This is a genomic window from Pseudomonas silensiensis (genome assembly GCF_050434865.1).
In the GTDB taxonomy this organism is placed as follows: domain Bacteria; phylum Pseudomonadota; class Gammaproteobacteria; order Pseudomonadales; family Pseudomonadaceae; genus Aquipseudomonas; species Aquipseudomonas fluorescens_W.
This window is the reverse complement of the sequence record NZ_JBNDJH010000001.1, coordinates 185,320-197,571: the sequence shown is the minus strand read 5'-3', so window position 1 is coordinate 197,571 and position 12,252 is coordinate 185,320. Positions and strand designations below refer to the sequence as shown.

Annotated in this window: 9 protein-coding genes and 2 pseudogenes; 2 read left to right on the top strand and 9 right to left on the bottom strand. The window is 57.1% G+C overall.

What is annotated here, in order from left to right; all coding sequences use genetic code 11:
- Nucleotides 1-90: 90 nt before the first annotated feature.
- Genes QF010_RS00805 through QF010_RS00795 form a run of 3 tightly spaced genes read right to left on the bottom strand, consistent with a single transcriptional unit; the run spans nucleotide 91 to nucleotide 2,912 of the window.
- Nucleotides 91-951: an alpha/beta fold hydrolase gene (locus QF010_RS00805; RefSeq protein WP_033060819.1), complete on the bottom strand. Its 861-nt coding sequence runs from the start codon at nucleotides 949-951 to the stop codon at nucleotides 91-93.
- Nucleotides 952-989: 38 nt separating this feature from the next.
- Nucleotides 990-1,778, bottom strand: a complete 789-nt coding sequence (locus QF010_RS00800; RefSeq protein WP_033060770.1) for an SDR family NAD(P)-dependent oxidoreductase — start codon at nucleotides 1,776-1,778, stop codon at nucleotides 990-992.
- Nucleotides 1,779-1,829: 51 nt separating this feature from the next.
- Entirely contained in the window at nucleotides 1,830-2,912 is a 1,083-nt protein-coding gene (locus QF010_RS00795) for an alkene reductase (protein ID WP_429509562.1), read from the bottom strand.
- Nucleotides 2,913-3,043: 131 nt separating this feature from the next.
- On the opposite strand from QF010_RS00795, the gene QF010_RS00790 reads away from it, so the two are divergent.
- The gene (locus QF010_RS00790; RefSeq protein ID WP_033060767.1) at nucleotides 3,044-3,649 is read left to right on the top strand and encodes a TetR family transcriptional regulator; all 606 of its coding nucleotides are present in this window, start codon (nucleotides 3,044-3,046) and stop codon (nucleotides 3,647-3,649) included.
- A 212-nt stretch (nucleotides 3,650-3,861) separates the two neighbouring features.
- Here QF010_RS00790 and QF010_RS00785 read toward each other — a convergent pair.
- The 5 genes and pseudogenes from QF010_RS00785 to QF010_RS00765 form a co-directional block, all read right to left on the bottom strand.
- A pseudogene (locus QF010_RS00785) lies at nucleotides 3,862-4,170 on the bottom strand (OmpP1/FadL family transporter); the annotation flags it as partial.
- A gap of 81 nt (nucleotides 4,171-4,251) precedes the next feature.
- Nucleotides 4,252-5,031 (bottom strand): thioesterase family protein, encoded by a 780-nt coding sequence (locus QF010_RS00780; protein WP_429532346.1) that lies wholly within the window; start codon nucleotides 5,029-5,031, stop codon nucleotides 4,252-4,254.
- Nucleotides 5,032-5,075: 44 nt separating this feature from the next.
- On the bottom strand, nucleotides 5,076-8,162 hold the full coding sequence (locus QF010_RS00775) for an efflux RND transporter permease subunit (RefSeq protein WP_429532345.1): 3,087 nt from the start codon (nucleotides 8,160-8,162) through the stop codon (nucleotides 5,076-5,078).
- Nucleotides 8,159-9,280, bottom strand: a complete 1,122-nt coding sequence (locus tag QF010_RS00770) for an efflux RND transporter periplasmic adaptor subunit (RefSeq protein ID WP_429532344.1) — start codon at nucleotides 9,278-9,280, stop codon at nucleotides 8,159-8,161. The genes QF010_RS00775 and QF010_RS00770 overlap by 4 nt, the downstream gene beginning before the upstream one ends.
- 178 nt (nucleotides 9,281-9,458) lie before the next feature.
- Nucleotides 9,459-10,079 (bottom strand): TetR/AcrR family transcriptional regulator, encoded by a 621-nt coding sequence (locus QF010_RS00765; protein WP_033060762.1) that lies wholly within the window; start codon nucleotides 10,077-10,079, stop codon nucleotides 9,459-9,461.
- A gap of 87 nt (nucleotides 10,080-10,166) precedes the next feature.
- Here QF010_RS00765 and QF010_RS00760 point away from each other — a divergent pair, with 87 nt between their 5' ends.
- On the top strand, nucleotides 10,167-11,636 hold the full coding sequence (locus QF010_RS00760) for an efflux transporter outer membrane subunit (RefSeq protein ID WP_429532343.1): 1,470 nt from the start codon (nucleotides 10,167-10,169) through the stop codon (nucleotides 11,634-11,636).
- Between the two features lie 212 nt (nucleotides 11,637-11,848).
- Here the strand turns inward: QF010_RS00760 and QF010_RS00755 are convergent.
- Nucleotides 11,849-12,246: pseudogene (locus QF010_RS00755) on the bottom strand (SMP-30/gluconolactonase/LRE family protein); the annotation flags it as partial.
- Nucleotides 12,247-12,252: the final 6 nt, after the last annotated feature.

The window sequence follows — 12,252 nt, the reverse complement described above, 5'->3', positions numbered from 1 at the left end:
AAGGCTTGGGCTTCGACAAGATCCGCTCCAGGCCCCTGCTCTACGGGGGCTACGGAAAAGTGGTTTTTTCAATGGAACCCAAACGAATCTTTACGCAAGAAACTCCAGAACCTTGGGCACGAACTCTGCGTGGTGCTGGAAAACGCCGCCGTGCCCTGCGTCCGGGTAGATCACGAGTTGCGCGTGGGGTATGCGGCGGGCTATGTCGTAACTCAGTTCAGTCGGCACCATGATGTCGCTGTCTCCGTTGACGACCAGGACAGGCATGCGTAAGCGGCCAAGGTCTTGCGCCGCCTGCCTGCCCCAGGCCTTGATAGCGTTGAGTTGGCGAAATAGCGCGCGAGGAGTCGGCCCTTTGTCGCGGTCCGATTCGCGCTCCTTCAGCCTTTTCAGGAAGGCACTGGCTGCTTGCCGGCCACTCTTCGTGGAGGTAAAGAACAGATAAGTCTTGGGATCGCGCAGCATCAACAAACCCTTGAGCATCAGTGGCCAGGACAACGCACCGACGCGGTCAATTCCTTGTCCTCCCGCAGGGCCCGTGCCAGCGAGAATGAGCTTGCGCACCAGACCTGGCGCCTTCAGAGCCAGGTCCTGCGCCACGAAACCGCCCAGCGAAAAGCCCAGTAAGTCGACCTGATCAAAACCCATCGTGCGAATCAGCGCGAGAGTGTCGCGGGCCATCTCATCTACGGTCACCGGTGCAATGCCGCCCGATAACCCGATTCCTCGATAATCAATAGCGATGACTCGGTGTTTACGGGCAAGACCATCGGCAATGCGCGGATCGACGTTATCCAGTACGGCCCCCCAATGATTGAGTAGAAAAACAGGGATGCCGGTGTTCAAACCCAACTCGCGGTACGCGAAAGCAGTCTCCCCCACGATGATCAGGTTGTTGGGTGCCTGGACATAAGAGGTTGTCAATTGGGTAAACGGCGTCGATCTGCTCATCAGTAACTCCTCGGATTCGGGCAAGCACGTGATGAGGGTCATGCTTGCGGTCGATAACGCTCGGCGGCATGGGCTTGTCGAATGTCGGACAGCAAGCCTTGGCGCGCCTGGTCCAGCGCATCCCAACGGCTAGCCGCGTGCAGCGGCGGGATTGTGACGAGTTCGCGGCGGTCGAACCCGACCAATGCGGCGTCTACCAATTCTTCAACCTCCATCACCTCGGAGATCGTGTTGAGGTCGATCCCTGCGCGCTCCCAGATTTCAGTGCGGGTTGCCGCCGGCAGAACTGCCTGGACGTATACGCCTTTGGGCGACAATTCCAGGTTCAGTCCTTGGGACAGGAACAGCACGAAGGCCTTGGTGGCGCCATAGATCGTCATGCCGAATTCGGGCGCGAAACCCACCACTGATCCAAGATTGACAATTGAACCTGTACCAGATTGCGCAAAGCGTGGAGCGACCGCTGCCGCAAGGCGGGTCAAGGCCGTGATGTTGAGCGTGATAAGCCGTTCAATGGACTCAGCGCTCTGCTGGGCGAAACCGCCGGACTGAGCCATCCCGGCATTGTTTATCAAGATGCCAATGCGAGCGTCGTCGCGCAGACGCGTTTCAAGCGCGGCAAGATCAGCGGGCTTGGTCAAGTCGGCCTGCAGCACTTCAACAGCAACACCGCTGTCTTCTCGCAGGCGTCCGGCCAGGACATGAAGGCGTGCCATGTCTCGTGCGACCAGCACGAGGTCATGGCCACGGCGGGCGAAGCGTTCAGCGTAGACGGCGCCTATACCTGAGGAAGCGCCGGTGATGAGTACGGTCGCAAGCTTTGTCATGAGGTAATTCCTTCGCAAATTGTTCTGACGTGAACTAAGCAGATAAGCGCTTCAGCCGGAGATTGTCGGGTAGTCGGTATAGCCGACAGCGCCGCCACCATAGAGCGTGGCCGGGTTGGGCTGCGCCAGCGGCGCCCCGGTTTTCAAGCGCTCAACCAGATCGGGGTTACTGATGAACGGGCGGCCGAAGGCGAAGAGGTCTGCCTTGCCAGCGTTGAGACGGGTCGTGGCAAGTTCCAGGTTGTAGCCGTTGTTGGCCAGGTAGGCCTGCTTGAACCGCTGGCGTAGTGCGTCGTAGTCGAACTCGGCCACATCGCGCGGGCCGCCGGTCGCACCTTCCACTACATGCAGAAAGGCTATGTTCAGAACATCGAGTTGCTCGGCAATGTAGTCGTATTGCGGTTGCGGATCGCTGCAGGAAATTCCGTTGGCAGGTGAGACCGGTGAGATACGCACTCCGGTGCGACTGGCACCGATCTCTTTCACCACGGCGCTGACAACGTCAATTAGCAGGCGTGCGCGGTTCTCTATCGAGCCGCCGTAGGCATCCGTGCGCTGGTTGGCGCCATCCTTGATGAACTGCTCCAGCAGATAGCCGTTCGCCCCGTGAATCTCCACACCGTCGAAGCCTGAGGCAATGGCATTGGCCGCCGCTTGGCGAAAGTCGTTCACGATGCCTGGCAGTTCGCCCAGCGCCAAGGCGCGTGGCTCGGAAACGTCGATAAATCCGTTATTGACGAAGGTCTTCGTCTGCGCCCGGATTGCCGAGGGCGCGACCGGTGCTGCGCCGCCCGGTTGCACGTCAACGTGAGAAACGCGGCCGACATGCCAGAGCTGTACAAAGATGCGTCCACCCTTGGCATGCACGGCATCCGTGACCTTGCGCCAGCCAGCCATTTGCTCGGGCGTGTAAAGACCGGGTGTGTCCTGATAGCCCTGAGCGTTGGCTGAAACTTGGGTAGCCTCGGTGATGATGAATCCGGCCGAAGCACGTTGGGCATAGTAGGTCGCGGTCAGTTCACTGGGGACCAGTCCGGCGCCTGCACGGTTGCGGGTCAACGGCGCCATCACCACGCGATTAGCGAGTGTCAGGTCGCCAAGGACGTAGGGTTCGAAAAGCGTTTTCTCGGACATTTTGATTAGCTTCTGGTGTTGGGATGCCCGCAATGATTACGATCGAACTCTAAAATGTCAAGGGTTTGATGTCGATCAACATCAATGTATAGTGGCGCGATCACAGCTGGATAAACGTTGTTGGATGAGCGATGAAAGTCACTAAAGAACAGGCGCGGGCCAATCGGGCGCATATTGTTGAAACCGCGTCAGCGCTTTTTCGCGAGCGAGGCTATGACGGGGTGGGTATTGCCGATCTGATGGCGGCGGCTGGCTTCACTCAGGGGGGCTTCTACAAGCACTTCCGCTCCAAAGCCGACCTGATGGCGGAATCGGCAAACTGCGGCATGATGCAATCCGCTGCGCTGACAGTGGGTGCTTCAGCGTCTGAATTCGTTAAGGTTTACCTCTCTCGCGAGCATCGCGACAATCGCGCCGCGGGCTGCACGATGGCCGCGTTGTGCGGGGATGCGGCCCGTAAAGAGGAAGAAGTCCGAGCCACGTTTGCTGCCGGCATCGAGGCCCAACTCGCGGTGTTACAAGACGAACCGGACAGTGCGGATTCAGCTCAGACACGTGCCAAGCGCCTCGCTTTAATGGCTCACGCAGTCGGCGCAATCGCTCTGTCGCGCGCCTGCCCTGACGACTCGCTGCTTGCCGATGAGATTCTCTCGGCGTGTCGCGACGCCATCCTCGCGTCGTTGATGCCATCTAGCACTGAGGCGGATGCACCCTTGCCCGAACTCAATGCACGTTAACAAAACGATTTGAATCTCAACGCGCACCATTGGCAAAGCAATGCCAACGCACCTTCGTCAGACGTCACCACTGTCTTCAAAAGCGGTAGCGTGCAGCCGGTTGGGAGTTGCTGAATCCTTGTGCCAAGAAGCCGCGTCAGCGCTCGAAAGCTTCCCATGCCGCAACGTCAGGTACAGGTGGAATGGTGAGACGTGGCAGCGGTCTGAGCGCAGTAACCCATGGGCACGGTGGTAACAGGAACCCTATCGCCGTCTTGCTGGCCGCCGAAGGTACTCCGGGTTCGACTAATGTCTGTTTTTGTGACAAGAGTCGCAGCGCCCACACTGACCTGTTCACGCTTCAATCGAGACATGCCGGCCGGATTACCAAAAACTGTACTTGCATCATCTGCAGAAGAAGATCGACCTGCGAACCTGGTTCCCATCCCGCTGACACTCTGCTCGTTGAACGCGAAGCCACTGGCGAACAACTGCGAAGATGCCAGCGCGACAGCGAGGCCGAGCGGGGTCTTGAGGACTATTTTTCATTACTGGAACTCTACAGTGATCAATGAACGTAGGGCCGAGAAACAACAGCCCCCGACAACTCGACTCTCTCGATACTAAGTAAGCATTGCCACAATCTGACGCGCCCAAAGCACCCGTTGACCGCTCTCATTCCAGATCTCCATATCTTGCATGGAGTAGCCCTCGCGGGCCTGTTGATTGAATGCGTTGATCAGAAACCATTGGCCGTCAGCAGCAGGCTGCAGCAAGTCAATGGTCCAAGACGCTGAGGTAATGGCAGCGGGGTCGATAAAGGCATTCGTGTCAGCCAGCAGTAAACTGTCTACCAGCGCGATCAATGCGACAGCGGGGTCAACACCCTGCGCGTCCTGATGACGCACCCACATCAGGAGTTCTGAATTTTCATCACCTGACACTGGCAGCGACCCTCCCGCTGGACGCATTTCGAAGTGGCATCCGCACGCCGTTACAACCTGCCTATCCACCTCCTGCACTTGGCAATGCGAAGGTACTTTGTATGACCGACACTCCAATGGCTCAAGAGTCGCTTGCCTGACACGCGGCTCGGCGAACAGCATGGTGGTGCGCAGTGCCAAATCATCGCCAGACATGCAATCCACTGTTACCGAAACCTCCGATCGGCGATGTCGGAACACGCGGCTGTTGAACGTCTGCGCCTGTGTCACAGGGCTTATAAAAGTAACCTGAGCGGACTTGAGGGGCGGCAGCCCCGCTGCACTTCGGTGCAAGATCGCTTGCAGCGATAGCGCCGCAGATAGCCCGTTAAATACCGTTCCACCCTGCAACCAATAAGCAGCAGCCTCAAATGGCTCACCGGGATCAAATTGTTCCACCAGCTGGGCCAACGAAGTCATCTTGGTTCTCCTCTGCGTCTCGAAACGGTCCAGGCTCGCATTGCTCATGCGGATTGAGTACGCGCATCCACATCACTTGCAGACTCAGGTCTGATTTTGAACCAGAGGGAGTACATCGCTGGCAGGAACACCAATGTCAGCACTGTGCCGGCAAACGTACCGCCAATCAGCGTGTAGGCCAGCGTGCCCCAGAACACCGAATGGGTCAGCGGAATGAAAGCCAGCATCGCTGCCATCGCCGTGAGGATCACCGGCCGCGCCCGCTGTACAGTGGCTTCGACCAATGCGTCATAAGGCGTCAGGCCGGCTTTCTTATTGGAATGAATCTGACCGATAAGGATCAGCGCGTTGCGCATCAGAATCCCTGACAACGCAATCAGTCCCACCAAAGCGTTGATCCCGAACGGCTGTTGGAACAGCAGAAGAATCGGCACCACACCAATCAGTCCCAGAGGCGCGGTGGCGAAAACCATGATCATCGCCGACATCGAGCGCACCTGAATAATGATGGTCAGCAACATCAGCGCGATCATGATCGGGAACAACGGCAGCAATGCCTTGTTCGCTTTACCCGACTCCTCGATCGCGCCTGCCAACTCAATCCGGTAGCCCACAGGCAACTGTTCAATGACCGGTTGCAGTTGCTTCATCACGGCGCTGGAGACATCTGGTGGCTGAAGACCTTCAGCCACATCACCGCGTACGGTGATTGTCGGGGTACGGTCACGGCGCCGCAGGATGGGCTCCTCCATGCGCGCATCCACCGTCCCAACCTGAGACAGCGATACCCGTTGACCCTGAGCACCGGTCAGCGTGAAGGCGTCAATTTTTGAAGGATCCAGACGTGTATTTCCCGCAGAGCGAGCGACCACCTGGACCGAACGGATGTCTTCACGCACTTGGGTGACAGGCGCTCCGGTCAACAGGAACTGCAGCTGCTGAGCAACATCAGTGGAGGTCAAGCCAAAGGCCTGCAAACGGTCCTGATCCAGTGTGAGATGGAGTGCCGGAGCGCGCTCGCCCATGTCGGTGTTGACGGTTCTCATCATGGGACTGGCAGCCATGACCTCGCGCACCTGTGCGGCGATATCGCGCAACACTGTCCGGTCCGCGCCCATAACCCGAAAGGCCACCGGGTACGGCGAATAAGGACCGAACACCAACTGTGTTACACGCACCCGTGCTTCAGGCGCCAAGCCATCAGCCACGGCTTGCCGGAGCCGGATTTTGAGCGCCTCGCGCTCTTCCTGGCTCGCCGTCAGCACGACGATTTTTGCAAACGAAGGATCGGGCAACTCAGGTGCCATCGCCAGATAGAAGCGTGGCGCGCCCTGACCAATGTAGGCGGTAACTATCCGAGCCTCCGTTTGTTTTGCCAACCACGCCTCGACCTTGGCCGCCGCCGAATCGGTTTGCTCGATCGACGTCCCGTACGGCATCTGCACCTCAACCAGCACCTCGGGCCGATCTGATGTAGGGAAGAACTGTTTCTTCACCAAGCCCATGCCAAGAATCGCCACAATGAACAAGGCCACGACGGATATCGCTACGAGGCCTTTACGGCGAATAACCGCCCCCAACAGACGCCTGAAACGCAGGTAATTCGGTGTACCGTAAATCGCTGCATGCCCCCCCTCGGGCACCTTGATCTGCGGCAGCAGTTTGACGCCCAGGTAAGGTGTGAACACCACTGCCACCACCCAAGAGGTAATGAGCGCAATGCCGACGATCCAGAACATATTGGCGGTGTATTCACCGGCCGTAGATTTGGCAAAACCGTTGGGCATAAAGCCAATGGCAGTGACCAGCGTGCCGGACAACATGGGGGCAGCAGTATGGCTCCAGGCATAGGCGGAGGCTTTGATTCGGTCGTAGCCCTCCTCCATCTTCACCACCATCATTTCAATGGCAATGATTGCATCGTCCACAAGCAGCCCCAGCGCCAGAATCAACGATCCCAGCGTAATCCGGTCAAAGTCTTTACCTGTGGCGGCCATGACAATGAACACCGCAGCCAGAGTCAACGGCACCGCCGCAGCGACGACGATACCGACTCGCCAGCCCATGCTGAGGAAACACACCAGCAACACTACCCCTAGCGCCGCGAAAAACTTGACCATGAACTCGTTGACGGACCCGCCAATATTCACCGCCTGATCGGTGACCTTGGTCAGCGTCATGCCTAAAGGCATTTGCTCATTGATCGACGTTGTCTCGTCGTCGAGCGCCTTACCTAAATCAAGGCCGTTCCAGCCATCGCGCATCACTACGCCGAGCAATAATGCCGGCTCTCCGTTGTTGCGCACCGAGAACGTAGAAGGATCCTCATAACCACGCTTGACCTCAGCCACATCGGATAATTTGAGGGTTCTGCCCTGCACTACCAGCGGCGTATCTCGAATCTTCTGCAAGTCATCAAACGCACCATCCAGTCGGATGAAAACCTGTGGGCCCTTCGCTTCAACCGAACCGGCCGGAGTCATCATGTTCTGCGCGTTCATCGCACTGAAGATATCTCGTGCGGAAACACCCAGTGTCGCCAGACGCTCGTATGAAAATTCGACAAAAATGCGCTCGGACTGCTCACCGATGATATTGACCTTCTTCACTCCCGCCACATGCAGCAGACGCTGGCGCAAGACCTCGGCCTCGCGCACCAGCAAGCGTTGCGGTTCGCCCTTGGCCTTTAGCGCATATAGAGCGAAAGTGACATCGGCATACTCATCATTGACCATCGGGCCGATCACCCCGGACGGCAACCCCTTCTCCTCATCAAGGATTTTCTTGCGTGCCTGGTAAAACTCCTCCGGGACGGCGGAGGGCGGCGTGCCGTCGAGCAGATAAACTGTGGTGAAAGCCAAGCCTGGTCGGGTAAAGGTCTCGGTCCGATCGTACCAACGCAGTTCCTGCATGCGCTTTTCCAGCTTTTCAACCACCTGGTCCTGCATCTCCTGAGCAGTCGCCCCAGGCCAAGCAGTAACCACCGTCATTTGTTTGATGGTGAAGGCTGGGTCTTCCGCGCGCCCCAGTTTGAAGAAGGCATACAGCCCACCTACGGAAATCAGCAGGATCAAAAACAGCGTGATCGAACGCTCACGCACCGCCAGTGCGGACAGATTGAACCCGATCATCGGCGCACCTCGGCCACCGGTGCTTGGGCGCTGACTGCCATTTGAGACCTGACCCGTTCCCCTTCACTTAACAGATGCGCCCCCAGCGCAACGATACGATCGTCGATCTGGAGGTTGCCCGTAACTCGAGCAGTTTCTGCATTGCTTAGGCTGAGGACCGTGACAGGGCGCCACGTCACCTGCTCAGGCTCGCCCCCAACGGCCCAGACACCAGGACCTTTACCCGCGTCGTAGAGGGCAGCGATAGGCACTTGTAATTCATTGGAATTGGCGACTGGCGTACCGTCTATAGCAACTGAGATGGTCGAACCCAGGATGGCATCAGCAAGCGCGCCCTCCAACACATAGCGCGCCTCAAATGTACGGGTTTGCCGGTCAGCCGAATCGGACAACTGGCGTAAACGCGCGGTGCCTGCACGTTGGTTTTGCCCATAAAGTTCAACCGTCGCCGACGACCCTAATGCAGGACGTAGCGTTTCAGGCAACTGGATCACCGCCTCGCGCTGCCCGGAATGGGCAACACGGACCACTACCTGACCTGCGCCTATCACCTGCCCCGGCTCTGCCAAGGTTTCCACAACAACCCCATCAGCATCAGCCAGCAACGTCGAATAGCCGGTAGAGTTTCTCGCCACATCAGCCTGGGCTTTGGCCGCGTTAAGCTGCGCTTTCGCCGACTCGGCAGCCGCTTTGAACCCTGCGTAAGCAGAAGCAGAAACAGCACCAACAGACACCAAATCACGGTAGCGAAGCTCGTCATCGGAGGCCTGCCGGGATCGGGCCATGGCGGCCAGCACCTCTTCCTGCTGCGCCCGTGCGGTCAGCGCCAGATCATTAGCATCGATTCGCATGAGTGGTTGCCCGCGCTTGACGCTCTGTCCAGTGTCCACCAAACGTTCCAGCACTTTCCCTGGGACTCGAAATCCGAGATCGCTCTGAACTCGAGCTGCGACGATACCGGTGAATACGCGATCTGCAGGCACGGAGGGTTGAACCACCGCGATGCGCACCAAGGGCGTTTGGAGGCGAGGATCTGAAGGTATGGCTTCGTTGCATGCGGCTAAGGCAAACGGCAATAAGCCAATGAAAATAAATGGCATGTGGCGGCGCTGGATCATAGAGACCTCTTGGAAGCGGATGCACCATGCTTATTCAAGTGACCAATTATGTCAATGGTCACCATTCAGACAAATGAAAGTTGCCCTGATGATCAGGGCAACACAGAGGGGTTTGAGATCTGATTATTTAGATACGCATGCTGCTGCGGATGCGCAACGGATCCATCAGCCAAGCCTTTTAAGGCATCAGGCCACGTAGAATGAGGTTGGAAATGAGCCCTGGAGCCTCTTCAACAACATCGAGGTTGTACTGCAACAGCAAAGGATTGATGAAGGGCCGTAGAGCGAGATGAATCGATTCCACTGTCTCGTCCAACGGTGTCTTGCGCTCAAACTCACCGAGTTCCCGCCCCTCTCGCACGATCTGCAGCACGAAGCTCTTGATACGCGCGTCATAAACTCGTGAGCTGGGCCAGCTTTCCGAAGCGGCGAACGCCGCGATGTCATAAAGTTTTCGGTCGTTAAAAAACAGGTCTACACCCTTGGCGATCAAGGTTTTGACCAACCGTCGAAAGCGCTCGGTCGGGGAGATACCCTCAACATTGGTGGCCTGCTCAACAGCCGCGACGATTTCTGACAGACAATTTCTACAAATAGCCTCACCAATCGCCTGCTTGGAATCGAAGAACTTGTAGATGTAAGCCTTGGAAAAACCGATGGCTTTGGCCAGGTCGGAGACTGTTGTCTTGCTGTAACCGTATTGACTGAAGTGTTCGTTGGCCGCCGCGACAATCTGGTCTCGGATGTCGTGATCGGCTGGGCCGCGGGCGCTTGGCGAAGAAACTGATGGCTGGTTCATGCGAGCAGCTTACGCACCCTGAAGGTGGTTGACAACTTGTGACCAAATTGTAATATCGTCACAAATCGATCATTCCGAAGGTATCACATGCACCCTCCTCGTTTTGCCGTCTTGCTGTGGTTCGGTATGGTTGCGGGTTGCGCAGTGGGCCCTGACTATTCAGAGCCCAATGTGGAATTGCCTGAGCATTTTTTTTTAGCGCAAACACCTAAAGCACACCAGGTTGATGCAGCACCAACTGATCTCACCGCTTGGTGGAACGCGTTCAATGACCCCGTGCTCAGTCAACTGATCAATCGTGCACTTGAACAAAATCTCGATTTAGCTCAAGCAACAGCAAGGATCGAGCAGGCTCACGCGGGTTTGGGGGCAGCTAACGCAGCGCTTTTGCCATCGGCTACAGTCAATGGGCAAGCGGCCAGAGCCCGGCAGTCCGTGGAGACACCGTTGGGCCAAGTACTGAGTTCAGACCCATCCTTTAATCGCTACGGGAGCGCCTATGAGGCGAATCTGAATGCAGGTTGGGAACTGGACGTATTTGGCGGACTACGCCGAGGCAAAGAGGCAGCCTTCGCCGATTATCAGGCCTCCCAAGCCGGAGCGGTTGCCACACGCCTCGCGGTGGTAGCGCAGACTGCAGACCTTTACATCAGCATCCGTGGCCTGCAAGCACGCCTGGAAATTGCCCGAAAGCAAGTAGACACGCGACAACAACTGCTCACCACCATCGAGCACCTGTATGCAAAAGGAATAGCTGCTGAACTACAGTTGAACCAGACCCAAGGGGCGCTGAATCAAGCACAGGCCACCGTGCCGGTACTGCAGGCGGGCCTTGCAGCTGCGATGAACGCGCTGGATGTCATGTTAGGCAAACCGCCGGGTACTTACAGCGCGCAATTGATTAAGTCGGCGCGCATCCCTGATGTGCCAAGTCTCGCCAAACTAGGCTCTCCGGCCGATCTGCTGCGTCGGCGTCCAGATTTGATCGTCGCTGAGCGCCGACTGGCGGCATCGAATGCTCGCATCGGCGAAGCCATCTCCGAGTACTACCCCAAGTTTTCTGTGGGTGCGCTGCTAGGCAGCGCTACATCGGTATCCAGCGGGAATCTTTTCAGCAACGGTGCCAGTCAGGCCTCGGCGGTCCTGGGACTACGCTGGAGGCTATTCGATTTTGGCCGCATCAACGCCCAAATTGACTTGGCGAAGGGTCAAGAAGCCGAAGCGTTAGCCGTTTACCGCCAGTCAGTTCTGCGGGCCTGCGAGGATGTCGAAACCGCTTTTTCGGCACTGATCAACCGCGAGCAGCAATCCGAAAAGTTAGCCCAGGGCGAGTCTGCATATGCGAAAGCACGAGCGACGTCGTTTACCGCGTATGAAAAAGGCGTTGTCAGTCTGATAGAAGTATTGGACGCCGATGAAAACCTTTTAGCGGCATCTGATGGTAGAGCCCAAGCACAAACTGAATCGGCTCGCGCTGCAGTGGCCACATTCAAAGCGTTGGGTGGTGGTTGGCAGCGCGAAGACTCAAATGGCCGTTTTATCTCGAGTGCACAATGAGCTTGAACGTGCTCGTCTACAACCTGAAACGGGTCATGAAAATCATCGCTACCCATCACTTGATGAAGGCGTTAACGGCGTAAAAACCGGTCTGTTTTTTACTTCTCCCGGTGATCTGATGCGTTGCTGGGCCGGATTAGCTCACCAGAAAAGCGTCGTGCCCTTGATCAGGCTACGAAGTGTGACTGCTTCTCAGACCTTGAAAATCGAAACGGAATCTCAATCGTCTGGGTCAGTTCGCCGTGGCGATCGTACCTGAGCAGACAGCCGCCAATGAACTGGCACGCGTCCATCGCCAACCCATCCGGGCGGCCGAGGTCCGGCGGTGTATGGGCAAACACCGATACCTGCTCCAGGTATTTGCCAGCGACCGGATAGCGGGCGCGATAAATAGTGTGCGCGCTACCGAATCGACAAAAAACAGTTCACTACCATCGATCGACCACACCAGGCCATTGGGCAGACAAATATGGTCCAGCATCACCGAGGCGTTCAGCCCTGCATCATATCGATACAGCTTGCAGGTATTTTTGCTGTGGGCTTCGTCCATCAATCCGGTGATAAAGCGACCCTGAGGATCGCAAGCACCGTCATTGAAACGAAAGGACGAAAGCGT